The organism is Streptomyces sp. NPDC030814 (genome assembly GCF_055572155.1).
This window is the reverse complement of sequence record NZ_JBVIDX010000045.1, coordinates 20,142-45,084: the sequence shown is the minus strand read 5'-3', so window position 1 is coordinate 45,084 and position 24,943 is coordinate 20,142. Positions and strand designations below refer to the sequence as shown.

Genomic DNA, 24,943 nt, shown 5'->3' with positions numbered 1-24,943 from the left:
GCGTTCGTCGAGGTCAGTTCGCATCCGGTGCTGGGGATGGCGGTCCAGGAGGCCGCCCCGGACGCGGTCGTGACGGGCACTCTGCGCCGTGACAAAGGTGACGCTCACCGTTTCCTGACCTCGCTGGCGGAGGCGTGGGTGCGGGGTGTTCCGGTCGACTGGACCGCGGTCCTGGCCGGCCAGGACGCCCGCACCATCCCGCTGCCGACCTACGCCTTCCAGCGCCGGCGCTACTGGCTTGACCTGCCCGAACCCAGCCCCCTGAGCGAGGCCGGAAGTCCCCCGGCCGACGATGTGGACGCCCGGTTCTGGGAGGCGGTCGAGCGCGAGGACCTGGAAGCCCTCGCCCGGACTCTCGACCTGGCGCCGGAGCGGCGCGAGGCGCTCGGCACGGTGGAACCGGTCCTGCCCGTCCTGGCCGAGTGGCGTCGGCGTAAGCGGGAGAGCGCCGTGCTGGACTCCTGGCGGTACGCGGTCACGTGGCAACCGAGCGGCGCGTCGACGACCGGCGCGAGCGCATTGGCGTCTCACTGGCTGGTGGTGGTGCCCCGTGCCGACGTCGCCGCCGAGGGCACGATCCGCGAGCTGGTCGAGCGGCTGCGCGGCCACAAGGAGGTCGAGCACGTCGTCACGGTCGGGCTCGACGTGACCCGGGAGGAGCGGGCCGCCGTGGTGGACCGTCTCCGCGAGATCTTCGAACAGAGCCCGCTCATCGGCGGCGTACTCAATCTGCTCCCGCTCGCCACCCGCAACGACCGTTCCACGACCGGTCCGCGGTCCTCCGCCGTGCCCGGGGCCGTCACGGAGACCTTCCTGCTCATGCAGGCGCTCATGGAAACCGAGCCGGAGGCACCCCTGTGGACGGTCACCCGGGGAGCGGTCGGCGTGCCCGCCCCCGCCGGGACGCCCGCTGCGAGCCCGCTGCCCGAGCAGGCGGCCGTCTGGGGACTCGGCCGGGTCTACGGGCTGGAACATCCGCAGCGTTGGGGCGGACTCATCGACCTCTCGCCGCCCCCTGCCGACGAACTCGCGCCAGGTGATTCCGTCGCCGAACTCGATCCGCCCACCTGGGGCCGGTTCTTCACCGCTCTGGCGGGTGACGAGGACGAGGACCAGTTCGCCGTGCGCGAGGACGGACTGTACGTACGCCGTATGGTCCGCAAGCCGGCCGACACCGAGGCGGGCGAGCGGCACACGGTCGGCCTCACGGGTACGACGCTCGTCACCGGCGGCACCGGAGCCCTCGGCGCCCACCTGGCCCGTCGGCTTGCCGCCACCGGTGCCGAGCATCTGCTGCTCGTCAGCCGCCGGGGCCCGGACGCTCCCGGCGCGGAAGAACTGGAGCGGGAACTCACCGCGCTCGGCGCCCGCGTCACCGTCGCCGCCTGTGACATCACCGACCGGGACGCCCTGGCCGCGCTGCTCTCGGACGTGCCCGACGACGCACCGGTCAACGCCGTGGTGCACGCGGCGGGCACCGAACCGCCGGCCGTCGCGATCGGGGACGCGGACCTCGATGCCCTGCACGATGTGATGCGCGCCAAGATCGCAGGTGCCCTTCACCTCGACGAGCTTCTCGGCGACCGCCCGCTGGACGCCTTCGTCCTGTTCTCGTCGGGCGCGGGTGTATGGGGCGACGGCGGCCACTCCGGTTACGCGGCGGCCAACGCCTACCTCGACGCGTTCGCCGAGTGGCGCCGCAGCCGGGGCCGACCGGCCACCTCCATCGCGTGGGGCGCCTGGGCCGGCGGCGGCATGGTCCACGAGGCCGAGGGCGACCGGCTGCGCCGCTACGGCGTACCCACGATGGATCCCGAGATCGCCGTGGGAGCCGTACAGCAGGCCCTCGCGCACGACGAGACGGTCCTGGTCGTCGCCGACGTGATCTGGGAACGGTTCACGGCGACCTACTCGGCTGCCCGTCGCCGTCGCCTCTTCGACGAGATCCCCGAGGTACGGCTCCTCCACGCCGCGCAGGTCCGCGCCGTCGCGGTCGACGCCGATGCCGGGTCGGCGCCCGGTCCGACACGGTCGTTCGCCGACCGGCTGGCCGGCATGAGCCGGGCCGAGCAGGAACGGACCGTGCTCCAGCTCGTGCGTACGCAGGTCGCTGCGGTCCTCGGCCATGAGGGGACCGGTGCGATCGGCCCCGGTCACGCCTTCCGCGATCTCGGCTTCGACTCGCTGACCGCGGTGGAGCTGCGCAACCGGCTGAAGGAGTCCACCGGTCTCGGCCTGCCCGCCACACTGGTCTTCGACCATCCCACCCCGGCCGCGCTCGGCGAACGGCTGCTCTCGGAACTGGCCCCGCGAACGGCGGGAGCGGACAGCGGGGATCTCATGGCACTCGACGCGCTGGAGGCGGCCGTCGCCGCGCTCGCGCCCTCCGACGACATCGCCCGCACCAGAATCACCACCCGGCTGCAAGCGCTGCTGTGGCGCTTGTCGGACGGTCCGGCGGACAACCCGTCCGATGACGACCCGGCGGACGAACTGCTCGACGCCGTCTCCGACGACGAGATGTTCGACCTGATCGACAAGGAACTCGGCCTCAACTAGACGCCGGCGCCTCGGCGTGCATCGCTCTGGCCGCCCCGTCTGACTCCATCCCTTCTCCCTTCTCCCTTCTCCCTTCTCCCTTCTCCGTTCTCCGTCGCACCGCCCGCACGGCACTGCCGGCACCGCACCACCAACACGGCACTGCCAGCACCGCACGACCGCACCGATCCACTTCAGCGCACCACTCCACCGAATCCCCTGTCCGACCGCCCGGTTGCCAACGCTGCATGGGTGACTTCAAGCCTTCGGGCCTGCTCTAGGGACTGATGACGTTCATGGCTAACGAGGACAAGCTCCGCGACTACCTCAAGCTGGTCACTACCGACCTTCGGCAGACCCGCCGACGCCTCCAGGAGGTCGAGGCCCGCCAGCAGGAGCCCATCGCCATCGTCTCGATGAGCTGCCGCTTCCCCGGAAACGCGCACACTCCCGAGGACTTCTGGGACATGCTGGTGGCGGGCGCCGACACCGTCTCGGAGCTCCCCGCGAACCGCGGGTGGGACCTGGAGAACCTGTACCACCCCGACCCTGAGCACCAGGGCACGAGCTACACCCGCTCCGGCTCCTTCCTGTACGACGCAGTCGACTTCGACCCCGGCTTCTTCGGCATCTCGCCGCGCGAGGCCACCATGATGGACCCGCAGCAGCGCCTGCTGTTGGAGACCTCCTGGGAGGTACTGGAACGGGCCGGAATCGACCCCGGCACCCTGCGCGGCGAGAAGGCGGGTGTCTTCGTCGGCAGCAGCGACCAGGGGTACGGGGCCGCGGCCGCCCGGGCCCGCGACCGCGTCGAAGGACACATGCTGACGGGCGGATCCGGTGCCGTGCTGTCCGGACGCATCGCCTACACCCTCGGCTTCGAGGGCCCCGCCGTCACCGTCGACACCATGTGCTCCTCGTCACTGGTCGCGCTGCACCTCGCCGTGCAGGCCCTGCGCCAGGACGAGTGCCGCCTCGCCCTCGCCGCCGGCGCCACCGTCATGGCCGGCCCCCGCAACTTCGTGGAGTTCAGCAGGCAGCGGGGTCTTGCGCCGGACGGTCGTTGCAAGCCGTTCGCGGCGGGTGCGGACGGCACCGGCTGGGGCGAGGGTGTGGGTGTGCTGTTGCTGGAGCGGCTGTCGGACGCGCGGCGCAATGGCCATCCGGTGTTGGCGGTGGTGCGTGGGTCGGCGATCAACCAGGACGGTGCGAGCAATGGTCTGACCGCGCCCAACGGTCCTTCGCAGGAGCGGGTGATCCGTGCGGCGTTGGCCAACGCCCGGCTGAGCGCTGATCTCGTGGACGCGGTGGAGGCGCACGGAACGGGGACGACGCTGGGCGACCCGATCGAGGCGCAGGCGCTCCTCGCCACCTACGGACAGGATCGCGAAGAACCGCTGCGGATCGGATCGCTGAAGGCCAACATCGGTCACCTGCAGGCGAGTTCGGGAGTGGCGGGCGTCATCAAGATGGTGCTCGCCATGCATCGCGGCGTCCTGCCACGGCTGTTGCACCTGGACGAGCCGACACCCCACGTCGACTGGTCGTCCGGCTCGGTCGAACTCCTCGCCGAGAACCAGGAATGGCCCGAGACCGGACGCCCCCGCCGCGTGGGCGTGTCCTCCTTCGGCGGCAGCGGTACCAACGCCCATGTGATCCTCGAGCAGGCACCCGAGCCGGACCCGGAGACAGGGCAACCGGACCCCGTCGACGAGACCGGCGCACCGGTGTTCGCGGTCGGCGGCGCTGTTCCGTGGACGGTGTCGGGCCGTGGTGGAGAGGGGCTCCTCGGGCAGGCGGGGCGCCTGGCGTCGCATGTGGAGTCGGCCGGTGAGGATGTCCGGCCGGTGGATGTGGCGTGGTCGCTCGCCGCCACGCGAGCCGCCTTCGAGAACCGGGCCGTCGTGATCGGCGCTGAGCGCGGCGAACTCGTCGCCGATTTGCAGGACTTGGCGTCCCACGGTTCGGTTCCCACAGCGGTGACCGGAAGCTTCGACGTGGTGCCCGACGGCACGGTGTTCGTGTTCCCGGGTCAGGGTGCGCAGTGGGTCGGTATGGGGCGTGAGTTGTGGGATGTCTCGCCGGTGTTCGCGGCGTCGATGGAGGCGTGTGAGGCGGCGCTCGCTCCGTTTGTGGGGTGGTCGTTGAGCGATGTCGTGCGGGGTGGCTCGGAGCTGGCTGAGGTGGATGTGGTGCAGCCGGTGTCGTGGGCGGTGATGGTGTCGTTGGCGGCGGTGTGGCGTGCGTGTGGTGTGGTGCCGTCGGTGGTGGTGGGTCATTCGCAGGGGGAGATCGCTGCGGCGGTGGTGGCGGGTGGTCTGTCGTTGGAGGACGGGGCGCGGGTGGTGGCGTTGCGTTCGCGGGCGATCAGGGCGATCGCCGGACGCGGCGGCATGGTCTCGGTGCCGCTTGCGCTCGCCGAGGTTGAGGAGCTCCTATCGGCGTGGGCGGGTCGGGTTGATGTTGCTGCGGTGAATGGTCCGGGTTCGGTGGTGGTGGCCGGGGACGCGGATGCGCTGGATGAGCTGGTGGCGCACTGCGAGGACAGCGGTATCCGGGCGCGTCGTGTCCCGGTGGACTACGCCTCGCACACCTGGCATGTGGAGGCGATCGAGGACGAACTCGCCCGGGTTCTGGGGCCGGTGGTTCCACGGTCGGGTGAGGTGCCGTTCTTCTCGACGACCGAGGCCGGGTTCGTCGATACGGTGCGGTTGGATGGGGGGTACTGGTATCGGAATCTGCGGCAGCGGGTGCGTTTCGCCGATGCTGTTGCAGGTCTGACCGAGCAGGGCTATGGGGCTTTCGTCGAGGTCAGCTCCCATCCGGTGCTGGGGATGGCAATCCAGGAAGCTGCCCCGGACGCGGTCGTGACAGGCACTCTGCGCCGTGACGACGGCGGTGCTCACCGGTTCCTGACCTCGCTGGCGGAGGCGTGGGTGCGGGGTGTTCCGGTGGACTGGACGGCGGTCCTGGCCGGTCAGGACGCCCGCACCGTCCCGCTGCCGACCTACGCCTTCCAGCACCGCGCCTTCTGGTTCGAGCCCGAGACGCCGCAGCTTGACGCCGCGGGAGGTGGTGCTCAGGACCCGGCGGACGCCGCGTTCTGGGCGGCCGTCGAGGAACAGGACGTCGAAGCGCTGACCGGAGTTCTCGATGTCGCCGAGGACACCGGGCAGGAGGCGCTGGCCCGGGCGCTGCCCGTGCTGTCGGCCTGGCGACGGGACCGACGTGCCGCATCCACCATCGATTCCTGGCGCTACCGAGTCGCCTGGCGGCCGACCGCCGATCCCGCCACCCTGACACTCGACGGCCCCTGGCTGGTCGTCATCCCCGCGAGCCACGCCGGCACCGACCTCGTGCGGGTCTGCCTGGACGGACTCGCCACACACGGGGCGCAGACCGTACCCCTGTTCGTGGACTCCTGCGACATCGACCGCGAGCGGCTGGCCACCCTGCTGACCGAGACGGCCCAGCACAGCGGAGTCCACGACGGCCAGTTCAGTGGTGTGCTCTCCTTCCTCGGGCTCGATGAACACCCGCACCTCGAGCAGCCGGGACTCGCGGCCGGCCTGGTGGCCGGGCTGGCGCTGATCCAGGCGTGCGGCGACACCGGCGTACGCGCGCCGCTGTGGCTGGCCACCAGCGGGGCCGTCACCACGGGCGACAGTGACCCGATGCGTAACCCCGTACAGAACGGCACGTGGGGCATGGGCCGGGTCGCCGCCCTCGAACACCCCGAGTTCTGGGGCGGCCTCGTGGACCTCCCGGAGATACCCGACGAGCGGACCGCCGCCCGGCTGTGCGGAATCCTCGCCGACTCCGGCGCCGAGGACCAGGTGGCCATCCGCCGGACAGGCATCCTGATCCGCCGACTGGCCCGGGTCCCCGCGGGCACCACCGGCGACGGTCACCGCACCTGGACCTCGCGCGGTACCGCGCTGATCACCGGCGGCACCGGTGGCCTCGGAGGCCACACGGCCCGCTGGCTCGCCCGCAACGGAACCGAGCACCTGGTCCTGGTCAGCCGTCGCGGCGCGGACGCCCCGGGTGCCGCCGAGTTGGAGGCGGAGCTGCGCGAGCTGGGCGCCCGCGTCACCATCGCCTCATGCGACATCGCCGACCGGAACGCCCTGGCCCAGCTCGTCGAGCGGGTCGAGGCCGACGGGCCGCCCATCCGCACGGTCGTGCACACCGCAGGCGTCGGCATCCTCATCCCGCTGGCCACCACCACGCTTCAGGAATTCGCCGACGGCGCCGAGGCCAAGCTCTCGGGTGTCGCGCATCTCGACGCGCTCTTCTCCGACGACCGGCTCGATGCCTTCATCGTCTTCTCGTCCGTCGCCGGCGTCTGGGGCAGCGGTGACCACGGTGCGTACGCGGCGGCCAACGCCTACGCCGACGCGGTCGCCGAGCACCGGCGGGCCCGCGGTCTGGCCGGTACCTCGATCGCCTGGGGCATCTGGAGCGACGAGGGCGGAGGCATGGCCCTCGACATCGTCCAGGAGCAACTGCGCTGGCGAGGGATCCCCTTCATGGACCCGGCCCTCGCGGTCATGGGCATGCAGCAGGTGCTGGACCGCGACGAGTGCTTCGTTTCGGTCGCCGACATCGACTGGGAGCGCTTCGTCCCCGTCTTCACCGCGGCCCGCCCCCGCCCCCTGCTCACCGAGGTGCCGGAGGTCGCCGAGCTGTTGCGGGCCGAGGAGGACCGCCACCGCCAGGGCACGTCGGGCACGGTCGACTCCGGTCTCGTCGACCGGCTGCGCGGCATGGGCGCCGACGAGCAGCAGCAGGCCGTACTGGATCTGGTGCGCGCCCAGGTCGCCGGAGTGCTCGGGCACAGCAGCCCGAACAGCATCGAAGTGGGCCGGGCCTTCAGGGAGTTGGGCTTCGACTCGCTGACCTCGGTCGAGCTGCGCAACCGGCTGAACGCCGCCACCGGCCTGCGCCTGCCGGTCACCGTGATCTTCGACCGGCCCACGGTCACCGCCCTGGCCCGGCACGTCCGTGAGGAACTCCTCGGAGACACCCCGGCCCTTCCCCTGCCCGTCGCCGCAGCGGCCCCGGCCAGTGCGACCGCCGAGGACGACGACCCGATCGTGATCGTCTCGATGGGCTGCCGCTACCCCGGCGGCGCCGACAGCCCCGAAGAGCTGTGGCGGATCCTCGCCGAGGGACGCGACGTCATCGACGCCTTCCCCGACGACCGCGCCTGGGACCTGGAGGCCCTCTACGACCCTGACCCGGACCGCGAGGGCACCTGCTACGCACGCGAGGGCGGCTTCGTCCACGATGCCGCCGACTTCGACCCCGGCTTCTTCGGCATCTCGCCGCGTGAGGCCGTCGCCATGGACCCGCAGCAGCGGCTGCTGCTGGAAACCTCCTGGGAGGTACTGGAACGGGCCGGGCTCGTCCCCGAGGAACTGCGCGGCACCCCCGTCGGCGTATTCGTGGGCGCCGCCAACCAGGGCTTCGGCGGCCTGGACAACCTGCCCGAGGGCGTCGAGGGGCACATCGTCACCGGCAGCGCCACCAGCGTGCTGTCCGGACGTGTCGCCTACACCCTCGGCCTCGAGGGCAGCGCGGTGACCATTGACACGGCATGCTCCTCGTCGTTGGTGGCCCTGCACATGGCGGTCCAGGCGCTGCGCTCCGGCGAGTGCTCGATGGCCCTCGCGGGCGGTGTCGCCGTGATGGTGGAACCCATCGGATTCATCGGCTTCGCCCGCACCCGCGGCGTCGCCAAGGACGGCCGGTCGAAGGCGTTCGCCAAGGCCGCCGACGGCATGGGCCTGGCCGAGGGCGCGGGCATGGTGCTCCTTGAGCGGTTGTCGGACGCGCGGCGCAACGGTCATCCGGTGCTTGCGGTCATCCGCTCCTCAGCCCTCAACCAGGACGGCGCGAGCAACGGCCTGAGCGCCCCCAGTGGCCCGGCCCAGCAGCAGGTGATCCGGGCGGCCCTCGCCAAGGCCGGGCTGTCCGCCACGGACGTGGACGCGGTGGAGGCGCACGGCACGGGAACGACGCTGGGCGACCCGATCGAGGCGCAGGCCCTGCTCGCGACCTACGGGCAGGGGAGGGACCCGGAACGGCCCCTGTGGCTGGGCTCGTTGAAGTCCAACATCGGACACGCACAGGCCGCCTCCGGTATCGGCGGTGTGATGAAGATGGTGCTGGCCATGCAGCACGGGGTCCTTCCGCAGACGCTGCATGTCGACGAGCCGACTCCGCATGTCGACTGGTCGGCGGGGGCGGTGTCGTTGCTGACGGAGGCGGTGGAGTGGCCGCAGACCGAGGGGCGTCCGCGCCGGGCCGGTGTGTCGTCCTTCGGCGTGAGCGGCACGAACGCGCATGTGCTGTTGGAGGAGGCTCCGGCGGTGGTGCCGGGGGCTGAGTCCGGGCATGAGGATGTGGCGCCGGTGTTCGTGGCGGGCGGTGTGGTGCCGTGGGTGGTCTCGGGTCGTGGTGGGGACGCGCTTGCGGGTCAGGCCGGTCGTCTGACCGCGGTCGGTGGGGATGTCCGGCCGGTGGATGTGGCGTGGTCGTTGGCGGCGACGCGTACGGCGTTCGAGAACCGGGCCGTGGTCCTGGGTGGTGAGTCGGGCGAGCTTGTTGCCGGGCTGGGTGTGGTGGCCGCTGGTGAGGTGGCCGGCTCCGGTGTGGTGCGCGGTTCGGTGGCGGCCGGGGCTGACCGGGTGGTGTTCGTGTTCCCGGGTCAGGGTGCGCAGTGGGTTGGTATGGGGCGTGAGTTGTGGGATGCCTCGCCGGTGTTCGCGGCGTCGATGGAGGCGTGTGAGGCGGCGCTCGCTCCGTTTGTGGGGTGGTCGTTGAGCGATGTCGTGCGGGGTGGCTCGGAGCTGGCTGAGGTGGATGTGGTGCAGCCGGTGTCGTGGGCGGTGATGGTGTCGTTGGCGGCGGTGTGGCGTGCGTGTGGTGTGGTGCCGTCGGTGGTGGTGGGTCATTCGCAGGGGGAGATCGCTGCGGCGGTGGTGGCGGGTGGTCTGTCGTTGGAGGACGGGGCGCGGGTGGTGGCGTTGCGTTCGCGGGCGATCAGGGCGATCGCCGGACGCGGCGGCATGGTCTCGGTGCCGCTGGCGCTCGCCGAGGTTGAGGAGCTCCTATCGGCGTGGGCGGGGCGGGTTGATGTTGCTGCGGTGAATGGTCCGGGTTCGGTGGTGGTGGCCGGGGACGCGGACGCGCTGGATGAGCTGGTGGCGCACTGCGAGGACAGCGGTATCCGGGCGCGTCGTGTCCCGGTGGACTACGCCTCCCACACCTGGCATGTGGAGGCGATCGAGGACGAGTTGGCGCGGGTGCTTGCGCCGGTGCAGCCGCGGTCGGGTGAGGTGCCGTTCTTCTCGACGACCGAGGCCGGGTTCGTGGACACGGTGCGGTTGGATGGGGGGTACTGGTATCGGAATCTGCGGCAGCGGGTGCGTTTCGCCGATGCTGTTGCAGGTCTGACCGAGCAGGGCTATGGGGCTTTCGTCGAGGTCAGCTCCCATCCGGTGCTGGGGATGGCAATCCAGGAAGCCGCCCCGGACGCGGTCGTGACAGGCACTCTGCGCCGTGACGACGGCGGTGCCACCCGTTTCCTGACTTCCCTGGCGGAGGCGTGGGTGCGGGGTGTTCCGGTCGACTGGACCGCGGTCCTGGCCGGCCAGGACGCCCGCACCATTCCGCTGCCGACCTACGCCTTCCAGCGCCGGCGGTACTGGCTGGAGAAGACGGCTCCCGCGGGGACTGTGGTTTCGGGGCAGGGGGCGGTGGACGCTCGTTTCTGGGAGGCGGTCGAGCGCGAGGATCTGGAGGCGCTGGCCGAGACGTTGCGGGTGTCGGACAGTGAGGCGCTGGCCGGGGTGCTGCCCGTGTTGTCGGGGTGGCGTCGCGAGCAGGCGGCGCGGTCGGTGGTGGACGGCTGGCGGTACAAGGTGGTGTGGCAGCCGGTCGCCCGGGACACCCGGGCCGCGGCCCTGACCGGTGCCTGGCTGCTCGTCGTCCCGCAGGCACACCCCGACACCGAACTCATCACCTCCCTCGACAGCGGCCTGACGGCCCACGGCGCCGAGGTGAGCACCCTGGAGGTGGCCGCCGGCGTCGACCGGGAGCGGCTCACCGCGCTGCTCCGTTCCGTCGTGAGCGAGGATGACGGTGCCCGGCAACCGGCGGGCGTGCTGTCCCTGCTGGCGCTGGACGAGTCGCCGTACGCTCCTGGCAGCGCTCTCGACAACGGGCTCGCGCTCAACACCGCCCTGGTGCAGGCGCTCGGGGACGTGGCAGTCGCCGCGCCGCTGTGGATCGCCACCCGGGGCGCGGTCTCCACGGGGCGTGCCGACCGGCCGGCCGCACCCGTCCAGGCACAGGCGTGGGGGCTCGGCCGGATCGCTGCCCTGGAATACCCGCACCGCTTCGGCGGGCTGGTGGACCTGCCGCCGCAGCTGGACGACCGTACCCTTGCCCGGCTGGTGACCGCCCTGTCCGGAGCCGCCGAGGAGGACCAGGTGGCCGTACGGGGCTCCGGGCTGTTCACGCGGCGGCTGGTGCGGGCCGTGCTGCCCGACCCCGCGCCCACCGGCTGGAAGCCGACCGGCACCGTGCTGGTGACCGGCGGAACCGGGGGCGTCGGTGCGCACGTGGCCCGCTGGTTGGCCCGTAACGGCGCCGACCACCTGCTGCTGGCCGGACGCCGGGGCCCGGACGCCCCCGGCGCGGAAGAACTGGCGGCCGAGCTGACCGGCCTCGGCGCTCGCGTCACGCTCGCCGCCTGCGATGCCGCCGACCGTGACCAGCTGTCCGCGTTGCTGGCCGCCGTACCCGAGGACGAGCCGCTCACCGCCGTGGTGCACGCGGCCGGCGTGCTCGACGACGGAGTACTGGACGGCCTCACCCCCGAGCGCGCCGAGACGGTGCTGCGGCCCAAGGTGGCGGCCGCGCTGCACCTGCACGAGCTGACCCGGGACCTGGAACTGGACGCGTTCGTGCTGTTCTCCTCGCTCGCGGGCACCCTCGGCGGCCCCGGCCAGGGCAGTTACGCCGCAGCCAACGCCTTCCTCGACGCGCTCGCCCGGCAACGGCACGCCGACGGGCTGCCCGCCACGTCGGTGGCCTGGGGCGCCTGGGGCGGCGGCGGTCTGGCCTCGGGCGAGACCGGTGAGCGGCTGGCCCGCTCCGGTATGCCCGCCATGGACCCGGAGTCGGCGCTGACGGGGCTTCAGCAGGCCGTGGGCGCCGGGGAACCCGTGCTGGCCCTGGCCGACGTACGGTGGGAGCGGTACGCGTTCGCCCACACCGACCGTGCCCCGCGGGTGCTTGCCGACCTGCCCGAGGTGCGGGAGGCCCTGGCGGCGCGCACCGCGCCCGCGGCGGACGGCGGCGACGGCAACGCGCTCACGAAGCGTCTCGCCGGCCTTGGGTACGACGAGCAGCGGCGTGAACTCCTCGGTCTGGTACGGTCCCTGGCCGCCGCGGCGCTCGGGTACTCCGGCGCCGACCAGGTCGACGAGGAGCGGGCGTTCCGCGACCTCGGCTTCGACTCGCTCACCGCGGTGGCCCTGCGCAACACCATCGCCGAGACCACCGGGCTGCGGCTGCCGGTCACCCTGGTCTTCGACCATCCGACCGCCGTCGCCCTCGCGGCCAAGCTGCACGAGGACCTCTTCGGCACGGCCGGCACGTCCGCCGACCCGGCACCGGCCACGCTGCTCCCGCCGGTCGCCACGGACGACGACCCCGTGGTGATCGTCTCGATGGGCTGCCGCTACCCCGGAGGGGTGGACGGCCCGGAGGAGCTGTGGCGGCTGCTCGCGCGCGGCGGCGACGCCGTGTCCGCCTTCCCGGAGGACCGCGGCTGGGACCTCAAGCGTGCCTACGACCCCGACCCGGAGCGGCCGGGCACCTTCTACGCCCGTGGCGGCGGATTCCTCTACGACGCACACCACTTCGACCCGGAGTTCTTCGGCATGAGCCCGCGTGAGGCGCTCGCCGTGGACCCGCAACAGCGGCTGCTGCTCGAGACGTCGTGGGAGGCGTTCGAGCGGGCCGGTATCGACCCCAGGACCATGCGCGGCAGCAGCACCGGGGTGTTCGTCGGCTCCAACTACCACGACTACGGCTCCCGGCTGCAGCACGCCCCGAAGGACTTCGAGGGCTACCTGGCCACCGGAAGCGCCGGCAGCGTGGCCTCGGGACGGATCTCGTACACCTTCGGGCTGGAGGGCCCGGCCGTCACCGTCGACACCGCCTGCTCCTCGTCCCTGGTGGCCCTGCACATGGCCGCCCAGGCACTGCGCGCCGGTGAGTGCACCATGGCGCTGGCCGGCGGCGTCACAGTGATCTCCTCGCTCGACACCTTCATCGAGTTCAGCCGGCAGCGGGCACTGTCCGCGGACGGCCGCTGCAAGGCGTTCTCCGACGAGGCCGACGGCGCGGGCTGGGCCGAGGGCGTCGGTGTGGTGCTGCTGGAGCGGCTCTCCGACGCCCGGCGCAACGGGCACCCCGTTCTCGCGGTGCTGGCCGGCTCGGCGGTCAACCAGGACGGTGCCAGCAACGGCCTCACCGCGCCGAGCGGTCCCGCGCAGCAGCGTGTGATCCGGCAGGCGCTGGCCGCCGCCGGGCTCTCCCCGGCCGATGTGGACGCCGTCGAGTCGCACGGCACCGGCACCCTGCTCGGGGACCCCATCGAGGCACAGGCACTGATGGCGACGTACGGCCAGGACCGGCCTCAGGACCGGCCGTTGCTGCTCGGCGCGCTGAAGTCCAACATCGGGCACACCCAGGCCGCCGCCGGAGTCGGCGGTGTGATCAAGATGGTGCTGGCAATGAAGCACGGTGTGCTGCCGCGGACCCTGCACATCGACCGCCCGTCCACTCGGATCGACTGGACCGAGGGGGCGGTGTCCCTGCTGACGGAGGCTGTCGACTGGCCGGAGGCCGAGGGGCGTCCGCGCCGGGCGGGCGTGTCGGCGTTCGGTATCAGCGGCACCAACGCCCATGTGATCCTTGAGCAACCGCCCGCCGAGTCCGCCGAGTCCGCCGCGTCACCCGTCGAGCCCTCCGAGGCGTCTGTGACCGCCCCGGCGCTCACGTCGGCAGCCGACGGCGCGCCCGACGCCGCCGCCCCCGGCGGCGTGGTCCCCTGGGTGCTCTCCGCCCGTGGCGCCGACGCCCTGCGTGCCCAGGCGGTCCGTCTGCTCGCCCGGCTGGAGGACCCCGAGCGGCAGGACGACGCCTCGCCCGTCGACATCGCCCACACGCTCGCGCTCGGACGGGCCGCGTTCGACCACCGCGCGGCCGCCGTCGGTCGTGACCAGGACGAACTCATCGCCGCCGTACGGGCCTTGGCCGAGGACCGGGAGGCTCCCGGGCTGGTGCGCGGCGTGCGCCGCCGCGGCGGACGCACCGCGTTCCTCTTCAGCGGCCAGGGCAGCCAGCGACCGGGCATGGGACGCGACCTGTACGCCGCCCACCCGGTGTTCGCCGACGCCCTCGACGCCGTCTGCGCCGAACTGGACCGCGAACTCGAACGGCCCCTCAAGGAAGTGATGTTCGCCCCGGCCGGTACGGCCGACGCCGAGCTGCTGGACCGCACCGCCTACACGCAGGCGGGGCTGTTCGCCCTGGAAGTGGCCCAGTTCCGGCTGCTGGAACACTGGGGGCTGCGACCGGACATCGTGGTCGGCCACTCCATCGGCGAGCTGGCCGCCGCCCACGTCGCCGGGGTTTTCGACCTCGCCGACGCCTGCCGTCTGGTGGCCGCACGCGGCCGGCTGATGCAGCGGCTGCCGGACGGCGGTGCCATGCTGGCCGTGCAGGCGGGGGAGGCGGAGATCGCGGAAGCCCTGCGCACCTACGAGGACCGGGTGTCCCTCGCCGCTGTCAACGGCCCGGCGTCCGTGGTCGTCTCCGGTGACGAGGACGCCGTGGAGGAACTGGCCGAGGCCTGGCGCGAGGCGGGGCTGCGCACCAAGCGGCTGACGGTGTCGCACGCCTTCCACTCGCCCCGGATGGAACCGATGCAGGCCGGCTTCGCGGCCGTCGCCCGCGAGACGACGTACGCCTCCCCGGCCGTGCCCGTGGTCTGCGACCTCACGGGCGAACTCGCCGACTCCGGACAGCTGGAGAGCCTCGACTACTGGGTCCGCCATGTGCGCGGCACGGTCCGCTGGGCGGACTCGGTCGCCACCCTGGAACGGCAGGGGGTGACCGCATACCTTGAACTGGGCCCCGACGCGGTGCTCACCGCCATGACCCGCGACTGCCTCACCGACCCGCAGGCCGCCGTCGTCACCCCGCTGCTGCGCCGCGACCGGCCCGAGGAGACGGCGGTCACGACCGCCCTCGCCACGCTCCACGTGCACGGCGCAGGCCCCGACTGGGCCGGGTACTTCGCGGGCCGACCGGTGCGCCGGGCCGAACTGCCGACGTACGCCTTCCAGCACGCCCGCTACTGGCTCGACGCCGACCCCGGGGTTCCCGACCTCGCCGCGGCCGGGCTCGCCGCCGGGGAGCACCCGCTGCTCGCCGTCGGCACGGCACTCGCGGGCGGCGACGGCTACCTGCTCACCGGACGGCTGTCGCTCAGCAGCCACCCCTGGCTCGCAGACCACGCCGTGTCCGGCACCGCGATCCTGCCCGGCACCGCCTTCCTGGAACTCGCCCTGCTGGCCGCCGACCGGGTCGGCTGCACCGTCGTCGACGAACTCACCCTGGAGGCGCCCCTCGTGCTGCCCGAAGAGGGTGCCGTCCATCTCCAGGTCACCGTCGGCGAGCCCGGCGAGCAGGGAGCGCGCGGCGTGACCGTCCACTCCCGCCCGGACGACGCGGCGGACGACGAGCCCTGGACGCGCCACGCGCTCGGACGGCTCAGCACCACGGCGGACCCCGGCGACCACGCCCCGCTCGGGGAGTGGCCGCCGCGGGGCGCCGAGGAGATCGCGGTGGACGGGCTGTACGACCGCTTCGCCGCGGGCGGTTTCCACTACGGACCCGCGTTCCAGGGGCTTGCCGCCGCCTGGAGACTCGGCGAGGAGGCGTACGCCGAGGTCGAACCGTCCGCCGAGGTCGCCGCCGACGCCGCCGGTTACTGGCTGCACCCGGCCCTCATGGACGCCGCCCTGCAGACCGTCGGACTGACCACGAGCGCGGCGTCCGGCCCCGCCGTCATGCCGTTCAGCTGGACCGGCGTACGCCTGCACACACCGGGAGCCGGCGCGCTGCGGGTGCGTCTCGCCCCGGCCGGCCCCGACACGGTCACGCTGACCATCGCTGATCCCGCGGGCGGCCCCGTCGCCACGGTGACCGGGCTGACCCTGCGCCCCCTGCCCGCCGGGCAGCTCGGGGACGCACGCGCCGCCGCCCGTCATCTGTACGAACTGGAGTGGGTGACCCCGGCGGCCGCCCCCGCCCGGCCCGTCTCCACGGGCTTCGCCGTCCTGGACGGCGAGGGTGACCCCGCCCTCGGCGAGGCGCTGACGGCCGCCGGGCTCGACGCCGCATCCCACCCCGGCCTGGACGGCCTCGCCCGCGCGGTCGCCGCCGGCGACCATCCGGTACCCGGTACGGTTCTGGTCGCCGTGCCCGGCCTCGGTGACGAGGAGGCGGGGCTCCCGGCCGGAACCGACCCGGCCGCGGCGGTGCGCCGGGTGACCGGCAGCGTGCTGCGGCTGCTGAAGGGATGGCTCGCCGACGACACCTTCAACGCCACGCGCCTGGTGCTCGTCACTCGGCACGCCGTCAGCCTGTATGACGGTGACCGCGCGCCGGACCCGGTGGCCGCGGCCGCATGGGGTCTGGTGCGCACCGCGCAGACCGAGAACCCGGACCGGTTCGCGCTCCTCGACTGGGACGGCGCCCTGGAGTCGTACCGCGCGCTGCCCTCCGCGGCCCGCCACGACGAACCGCAGGTCGCCCTGCGCAAGGGAGAGACGCGGGTGCCGAGACTGGTCCGTGCCCGGGTGGCACACACCGCGGAAGACGGCGTCCGTACGCCGCTCGACCCGGAGGGCACCGTCCTGGTCACCGGGGCCACCGGTGCGCTCGGCGGGCTCGTCGCCCGGCACCTGGCCGGCCGGCACGGAGCCCGGCACCTGCTGCTCGTCGGCCGCCGTGGCCCCGACGCGCCCGGCGCCCGCGAACTCCTCGACGACCTGACCGCACTCGGTGCCCGGGCCGAACTCGTTGCCTGCGACACCTCTCACCGGGAGGCGCTGGCCGCGCTGCTCGCCACGGTCCCCGCGGAACACCCGCTGACCGCGGTGGTGCACACCGCGGGCGTCCTCGACGACGGCGTCATCGGCTCCCTCACCCAGGAACGGCTCGACACGGTCCTCGCTGCCAAGGTCGACACCGCGCTGCATCTGCACGAACTGACCCGTGACAGCGGACTGCGCGCCTTCGTGCTCTACTCCTCGCTGGCCGGTGTGCTCGGCGGGTCGGGGCAGGGCAACTACGCCGCGGCCAACGCCTTCCTCGACGCATTCGCCCTGCAGCGGCGCGCCCACGGCCTGCCCGCCCAGTCACTGGCGTGGGGCCTGTGGGAGGAGCGGTCGGCCATGACGGGCAAGCTGGACCAGGCCGACCTGGTGCGGATGGCGCGCGGCGGAGTCGTCCCGATGCCGTCCGAGCAGGCACTTGATCTGTTCGACGCCGCCGTGGCCGCCGACCGGGCGGTACTGGTTCCGGCCCGCTTCGACACGGCCGGGCTGCGGACGCCGGACGGGGAGGTTCCGGCCCTGCTGCGGTCCCTCGTCAAGCCGGCCCCCGGACGTCGCACGGCCGCCGGCTCGACCGACGGCGCAGCGCCCGCCGAACGGCTGCGCCGCAGGCTCGCGGAACTGGACGCCGAGGCACGCCTCGCGCTGCTGGCGGACCTCGTCCGCGACCACGCGGCAGCCGTTCTCGGTTACGCCGACTCCGAAGCGGTCGACCCCGAACGCGGCTTCCTGGAGATGGGTTTCGACTCGCTGACCGCCGTCGAACTGCGCAACCGGCTCAGCACCGCCACCGGGCTCAGGCTGCCGGCCACCCTGCTGTTCGACTACCCGACGCCTCTCGGGCTGGCCCGTCATCTGCGGGCCGAGACCGCGCCGGGCGCCGTGGCGGCCGTACAGCCGATGCTGGCCGAACTCGACCGGCTGGAGGGCGCCCTGGAGGAGATCGCCGGAGACGAGAGGGTGCGTTCCGCGCTGGCCGACCGGCTGCGGGGACTGCTGTCCTCGCTCGACTCGGCCACACCCGTCGGTACCGCGGTGACATCGGCCTCGGGCGGCCACGGCGACCACGACGGAGGCCCGGCGGTCGCGGTCGAGGAGCACATCGACGCGGCGAGCGACGACGACCTCTTCGACTTCATCGACAAGCAGTTCGGGTCCGCCTGAACCGGCTCCCGACGGGACCCGGCCGTGCTCGAACGGTGCCGGCGGCACGCGCGCCGTCGGCACCGGCGCGGTGGGTGAAGGCCGGGCCCCGCGGGCGGGTACCGACGCAGGGCTCGGCACGCGGTGACCCGAACCCCGCTGGGCCCGAGATGTAGGGCTTCACCTAATAGGTGACGAGATCCGCGCTTATGAGGTGGTGCTCGATGGATCGTGGAGCAGGGGCCGCGCTGTGGCCCCTGTGGGGCCGTCGGGGTGTGGAAGGAACTGGAAGCCATGGAGCAAGCGGCAGTCGTCGCCGGACTGGGGGGTTGGGTACCCCCCACCGTCGTCACCAACGACCAGCTGGCGGAGGTCCTCGACACCAGCGACGAGTGGATCCGCCGCCGTACCGGCATCCGGGAGCGGCGCTGGGTCTCCCCGGGGCAGTGCACCGGCGACCTGGCCGTGGAGGCCGGCCGGCGGGCGCTGACGTCCGCCGGGCTGGACGGCGTGGACGCGGTGGTCCTCGCCACCAGCTCCCCGGACCGGCACTGCCCCGCGACCGCGCCCGAGGTGGCCACCCGGCTGGGACTCGGACCGGTCCCGGCGTTCGACGTGGCGGCGGTGTGCACGGGATTCGTGTACGCCCTCGCCACCGGTGCCGGGATGGTCGCGCTCGGGGCAGCCGAGAGCGTGCTGGTCGTAGGTGCGGACGCGTTCTCCACGCTCCTCGCCCCGGACGACCGCTCGACCCGGGTCATCTTCGGCGACGGCGGCGGCGCGGTCGTGCTGCGCGCCGGGTCACCGACCGAGCCCGGCGCCCTCACCGGGCTGAACCTGGGCAGCGACGGCAGCCTCAGCGATCTCATCGAAGTACCGGCCGGCGGGTCACGGCAGCGGTCCACGGGGACGCCCGCCAAGACCGAGGACACCTACTTCTCGATGCAGGGGCAGGTGGTGTACGCCCAGGCGGTGCAGCGCATGGCGGAGTCCGTGCGGGAGACCGCCGAGCGCACCGGATGGAACCTGGCGGAGATCGACTCCTTCGTGCTGCACCAGGCCAACGCCCGGATCCTGGCCGCGGTCGCCCGACGGCTGGGACTGCCGCCGGAGCGTTTCCTCTCCAACATCGAGGTCCGGGGCAACACGGTGGCCGCCTCGATTCCCCTGGCCCTGGTCGACGGGGTCGTCTCCGGTGAACTGCACCCCGGGCACAAGGTGGTGCTGGCCGGCTTCGGCGGCGGCCTCACCTGGGGCTCGATGGCTCTGGTCTGGCCCGACCTCACACCGCACCGCACGGTGTCACCGGAGCCCGCGGCCGCCTTCGCGGGGACGGACGCCGGTGCGGCGTGACCACCACGCCGACGTCCCGAGGACCTGTAACCCCCGTCGTCCGGAGGTACGTTGGACGCGGAATCGATCGTCGGCCAGTTGCTGACGACGGAGGGACGAGCCGACCCCTACCCGCTGTACGAGCGTGCCCTCGAACTGGGGCCCGCCGTACCGGCCGGTGACGGCCTGCTGCTGGTCAGCGGCTACGACGCCTGCCGCCAGGCGCTGCGCAGCCCCGGCCTGGGAGCCGACGTCAATCTGGTGACCTGGGGCGCCGACCTCGCCGAACACCCCTCTCTGGCCATGCTCGGCCGGTCCCTCTTCGTCGCCAGCCCACCCCTGCACGGGCGGATGCGTTCGCCGATGTCGCATGTGTTCACCGCCCGGCGGGTGGCGGCCATGGAAGCGGATCACTGGCCGCCGCCGGCACCGTCACCGCCGACTGGCGCGGCGCGCTGCTGCTCGGCCTGTGCGCCTGCGTCTTCCTGCACTTCGAGTTCGCCCGCAAGACCGCCTGGGAGGCCGGTCCCGGCGCACGCCTGTACTCGGCCGACCTCGGCCCCCGGGGCAGCGCCGCCGTCACTGTCGCACTGGCGGCCGGGGCGGTCGTCTGCCAAATCGTCCTGTTCGCACCGGACGGCGCGCCCGGGCTGCTGCCCTGCCTGACGGCGGTCCTGCCGGCTCTCGGCGCCCGGCGGTTCCTCGGCGCGCGCCGCGGCGGCTGGCCCCTGCTCACAGCGATGGGTTTCGTCGTGACGACGTACTTCGCCCTGGTCGTCCGGGCAGTGCTGCTGCCATGACCACGCTGCCCGCCCCGTCGGGCGAGGAACTCCTGACCACCACGCGGTCCGTACGACGCGGCCTGGACCTGGAGCGGCCGGTGGACCCGGAGCTGGTCAAGGACTGCCTGCGGATCGCCCTGCAGGCCCCCAACGGCAACAACCGCCAGAGATGGCACTGGCTGCTGCTCACCGACCAGCGGCTCCGCGCCGGCGTCGCCGAGGTCTACCGGGCCGCGTTCCACGACCGCAACGGCGCCGCCCTCGAACGGCTGGACGAGCAGCCCGAGGGGACCCGCTCCGTGCTCACCGGCGCCCGGCTGCTCGCCGAGCGGCTGCACCGGGTGCCCGTCCTGGTCATCCCTGCCTCGAACTCCCCGACGGCCTGCCCGAGGGCAACCAGGCCGGTGTCTGGGGATCGCTGCTGCCCGCCGCCTGGAGCTACGCGCTGGCCGCCCGCAGCCGGGGCCTGGTCACCGCCTGGACGGTCGTCCATCTGGACCGCGAGCGGGAGGTCGCCGACCTGCTGGGCCTGCCGCCCACCGTCCGCCAGGGCGCGCTGCTGCCGACCGCGTATCCGTTGCGCACCATCTTCCGGCCGGGGCCGCGGCGGCCGCTCGAGGAGGTCCTGCACCACGATCGCTGGCAGGGCGCCGGCCGGGCCTGACGCCCGTACAGGCGCGCGGAACGCCGGAGCAGGAAACGTCCACGGGAAACGACCGGGGCCCTCCGCCGTATCGACACGGCAGAGGGCCCGGACGTCTGCCGTCAGCGCCGCCTCACCCTTCGTTCCACTTGAAGAGGCGCAGTGTCAGCCCGGTCACCACGGCGGCGAAGGCCAGCATGCCGCCCATCGTGGGCAGGACGTCCAGCAGACCGCCGCCCCGGCTGAGCACCGACTCGCCGCCCTCCACGAGGTAGCGCAGCGGCATCACGTACGAGACCGCCCTGACCCACTCGGGGGCGCTGTCGAGAGAGAAGAACGACCCCGACAGGAGGGACATCGGCAGCACCAGCAGCTGGGCGAGACCACCGGCCGACTCCTCGGTCTTGGTGACCGAGCCGATGAGCAGTCCCAGCGACATCAGGGCCAGCGTCCCGCACACCACCAACGGCACCACGAGCCACCAGTTCCCGGTGAGCTGGAGACCGAAGTACGGCAGGGTCGCCACCACCAGGAACAACGCCGTCTGCGTGAGCGCCATGAGCATGGTCATGGAGATACGGGCGGCCACCACCTCCCAGGGGCGGATGGGGGACAACTGCATCCGCTGGAGGATCTTCTTGCGGCGCAGGGTCACCAGCGTCAGAGCGGTGCTGAACACCGAACTGGTGGCGATGGCGAAGCCCAGCAGACCCGGCGTCAGGTACTGGATGGGCTTGACCGACTCGTCCTCGACCTGACTCGCCTTCAGGGTGTACCTGGCGGGCATGCCGGTCGCGGCCAGGTTCGCCTGCTCCAGCACCGCGTTCAGCGTCGCGCGGGCCGAAGCGCCCTTGACCGAGTCGGAGAGGCTGTAGCGCAGCACGACGGTGTCACCGTCCTGCTCGACCATCGCGTCGTAGTCGCCCTTGCGTACCTTCTCCAGTGCGGCCGACTCGCTCTCCACCTTGGTGACCGTGGCGGCCTTGGACAGCTGTTCCCGCTGCGCGTCGGAGAGCGAGTCGAGCACCTGCACCTCCCTGACCTGGGCCACCTTGATGTGCGAGGTCCCGTCGCTCTTGAACAGCGAGCCGAACAGCATCAGGAACAGGATCGGGAAGATCATCAGGAAGAAGATCGTGCCCTTGTCCCGCAGCACGCTGAGGATCATCGCGCGGGCCAGTTCACGCACCGGGTTCAGCCGGCGGTCCTTGACATGACCTTTGCTTCCCGGCCCCGCCCGGCCCGCCCCCTTCTCCTGCTCCACCGGCTCGTTGCCGGCCGCCCCGGTGGAGCGAGCGGACGTCTCGTCGATGCTCACGCGCGGTACTCCCGTCCGGTCAGCTGGAGGAAGACGTCCTCCAGGGTGGCGCCGCGTACCTGCAGGCCGCGCAGCGCCCTGTGGTCGGCCAGGACCGACAGCACCGGCCCGGGGGAGTGGGTGGCGATCGACAGGGTGATCCCGTCGTCCTCCACCACGGCGTTCCCCACGCCGGCCGACAGCAGCTGCCCCCGCAGGGCGTCCGCCTTGACCAGCCCGGACTCCACGCTCACCCGCACCATGTCGTCGAGCTCACGGACCAGTGCCGCAGGCGCACCCGTCTTCAGCACCCTGCCCTTCTCCATCACCGACACCCGGTCGCACAGCATCTCGGCCTCGTCCAGGTAGTGCGTGGTGAGGACCAGCGTGCGGCCCTCCTCGTTGACGTCCCGGAGCAGGTCCCAGAGATTGCGGCGCGCCTGCGGGTCAAGGCCGGCCGTGGGCTCGTCCAGAAAGACGATCTCCGGGTCGTGCACCAGACCGCAGGCGATCGACAGCCGCTGCGCCTGGCCCCCGGAGAGTTTGTCGGCCGGCACGTCACCGAACTCCGTGAGGCCGACCCGCTCCAGCATCGCGTCGGCCTGCCGGACACCGACCCGGTAGAAGGAGGCGAACAGGCAGATCGTCTCCCGAGTGGTCAGCTTGTCGAAGAACGACGACGCCTGGAACTGCACGCCGATCCGTTTCAGCAGCCGGGGATTGCGCGGCCAGGGGCTCTCCCCGAACAGCTCGATCCGGCCCTCGTCGGGCTCGCGGACGCCCTCCAGAATCTCCAGAGTGGTCGTCTTGCCCGCGCCGTTGGGACCCAGGATGCCGTAGAACTCGCCCGCCTCGATGTTCAGCGAGACACCGTCGACGGCCTGGATGTCCCCGTACCGCTTGCGGACGCCGTCCGCGACGATCGCCGCCGTCATGACGCGCACGCCCTGACCGTGCGGGGCCGGGACCCGGCCCCGCCGCACATGAACTGAAGGTCCATCACTCGACTGTCGTCTCTCCGTGATCGGTTGAGGGATCGTGAGGGCCCGGGCCGTGGGTGTGACAGGGCGCTGCGCACGCGTCCGCCGCAGGTCGGCCGGGCAGGGCCGAACCACGACGAAAGCGCGCGGGCCCTTGGGCGGTTCGGAGTCTCCACAGCAGCACAGCCGCGTCCGTCTCGGCCACCACGGGAGCCGAAGACTAGGGAATCGCCCCTACTCCCGCGCCGGGAAAGGGGAACACATTGCTCCGGCGTCGGTCCCCGACCGTAGGTTCGACTCGCCAAGACGCGCGGTGCCCCTCCACCGCGGACCCGACAGGATCGAGAAAGCGACGATGCCCCCCACCGCCCGCGCCGACGCCACCCACCACGCCGACGGGCACCGATCTCCCGGCACCATCCCCCACACCCCGACCGAACCGCCGACCACGCCCCTCCCACCCCTCGCACTGTTGCCGGTGGGCGCCGTCGCCTGCGTCACCGCGGCCCTGCTGCTGCTCACCGCCAAGCGCTTCGGCTACTTCAGCGACGAGCTGTACTTCCTCGCGGCCGGCCGTACCCCCGCCTGGGGATACGCCGACCAGCCGCCGCTGCTGCCCCTGTTGGCCCACGCCCTCGACACCGTGTCCCCCGGTTCGCTGGTGGCACTGCGCGCACCGGCCGCGGCCCTCACCGCACTCGGGGTGCTGACCGCCGCCCTGACCGCCCGTGAGCTGGGCGGAAGAACAGCCGCCCAGCTCGCCACCGCCGGCGCGTACGCCGTCTCGCCGGTCATGCTGCAGATGGGCCATCTACTCATCACCGCCACCCTGGACATCTTCCTGACGACGGTCAGCGTCTGGCTGCTGGTGCGCTGGGTACGCACCAGGCGCGACCGGCTGCTGCCCCTGCTCGGCCTGAACGCCGCCGTCTCCCTCCAGGTCAAGTTCCTCAGCGTCGGATTCTGGGCCGTGCTGCTGGTGGCCCTGCTGCTCATGGGACCCCGGGATCTGCTGCGCCGCCCGCTGCTGTGGGTCTCGGCGGCGGGAGCCCTGCTCACCGCCGTGCCCGGCCTGTGCTGGCAGGCCCGCGCCGGGTGGCCCCAACTGGCCATGACCAAAGTCATCTCCCGGGAGGTCGCCGTCGAGGAGGGCGGCCGGGCCATGTTCCTCCCCACGGTCCTCTCGGCCGCCGGACTCGTGGGCGCCGTCCTCCTTGTCTGCGGGCTGGGCCGGCTGCTGGTCGCCCGCCCGGCACGCCCCTACCGGTTCCTCGCGCTGACCTTCGCCGGACTGTGCGCCTGCTACCTCGTCGTCCACGGACGGCCCTACTACGTCGCCGGGCTGTTCGCCGTCCTGTGGGCGGCGGGCGCCACGGCACTGCAGCGACTCGGCGCCACCCGCCCGCGCCTGTGGTCGACGGCCGTGGTCTACCTCGTGTCCGTGGGCCTGGCGCTGCAGGTGCTTCCGGTCTACCCGGTCCAGCGGCTCACCCGGCCCTCCGCCGACCGGCTGGCGATGGAGAGCGTGGGCTGGCCCGACCTGGCCGCATCGGTGGCCCGCGTCCAGCGCCGGCTGCCCGCCGAGCGGCGCCGGCGAGCCCTGCTGATCACCGACCGGTACGACCAGGCGGGCGCCCTCGACCGGTTCGGCCCGGCGCTCGGCCTGCCACGGCCCTACAGCGGCCACCGCGGCTACTGGTACCTGCGCCGCCCGGCCGACGACACCGCGACCGTCGTCTTCGTCGGCGCCGACCGCCGCTACCTGCTGCGGTTCTTCACCAGCGTGCGCCGACGCGGCACGGTCACCAACACGCACAAGGTGCACAATCTCAACTGGGGCACCCCCATCTGGGTCTGCGAGGGCCTGCGTCGGCCCTGGCGCACGACGTGGCCACGCATGTCCCACCTGGGGGATGCCGCGAAGGTGCCGCACAGCACCCGCACCGGCCTTTCACAACACCCCCGAGGCGCCTTTGCGGCGACGCCGTAGCCCGCGGCGACTCGTGCCGCGACCGAGG

At 72.7% G+C, this 24,943-nt stretch carries 6 protein-coding genes and 1 pseudogene; 5 read left to right on the top strand and 2 right to left on the bottom strand.

The window, feature by feature from the left end; all coding sequences use genetic code 11:
• From ACZ43N_RS41590 to ACZ43N_RS41575, 4 genes and pseudogenes are all read left to right on the top strand, one after another.
• A partial coding sequence (locus tag ACZ43N_RS41590) for an SDR family NAD(P)-dependent oxidoreductase (RefSeq protein ID WP_468104911.1) occupies positions 1–2,559 on the top strand: 2,559 nt, incomplete at its 5' end.
• A 275-nt stretch (positions 2,560–2,834) separates the two neighbouring features.
• Positions 2,835–17,912 (top strand): type I polyketide synthase, encoded by a 15,078-nt coding sequence (locus tag ACZ43N_RS41585; protein WP_468104909.1) that lies wholly within the window; start codon positions 2,835–2,837, stop codon positions 17,910–17,912.
• A 273-nt stretch (positions 17,913–18,185) separates the two neighbouring features.
• On the top strand, positions 18,186–19,244 hold the full coding sequence (locus ACZ43N_RS41580; protein WP_468104908.1) for a beta-ketoacyl-ACP synthase III: 1,059 nt from the start codon (positions 18,186–18,188) through the stop codon (positions 19,242–19,244).
• A 349-nt stretch (positions 19,245–19,593) separates the two neighbouring features.
• A pseudogene (locus ACZ43N_RS41575) lies at positions 19,594–20,307 on the top strand (nitroreductase family protein); the annotation flags it as partial.
• Between the two features lie 474 nt (positions 20,308–20,781).
• Here ACZ43N_RS41575 and ACZ43N_RS41570 read toward each other — a convergent pair.
• Positions 20,782–21,966 carry an ABC transporter permease gene (locus ACZ43N_RS41570; RefSeq protein WP_468104906.1) on the bottom strand — a complete coding sequence of 395 codons (1,185 nt, stop codon included), beginning with the start codon at positions 21,964–21,966 and terminating at the stop codon, positions 20,782–20,784.
• Positions 21,963–22,880, bottom strand: a complete 918-nt coding sequence (locus tag ACZ43N_RS41565) for an ABC transporter ATP-binding protein (RefSeq protein WP_468104913.1) — start codon at positions 22,878–22,880, stop codon at positions 21,963–21,965. The genes ACZ43N_RS41570 and ACZ43N_RS41565 overlap by 4 nt, the downstream gene beginning before the upstream one ends.
• 400 nt (positions 22,881–23,280) lie before the next feature.
• Between ACZ43N_RS41565 and ACZ43N_RS41560 the strand changes: the two genes are divergently transcribed.
• A complete protein-coding gene (locus ACZ43N_RS41560; protein ID WP_468104905.1) occupies positions 23,281–24,915 on the top strand; it encodes an ArnT family glycosyltransferase in 1,635 nt (544 codons plus the stop codon).
• The last annotated feature ends 28 nt before the right edge of the window (positions 24,916–24,943 follow it).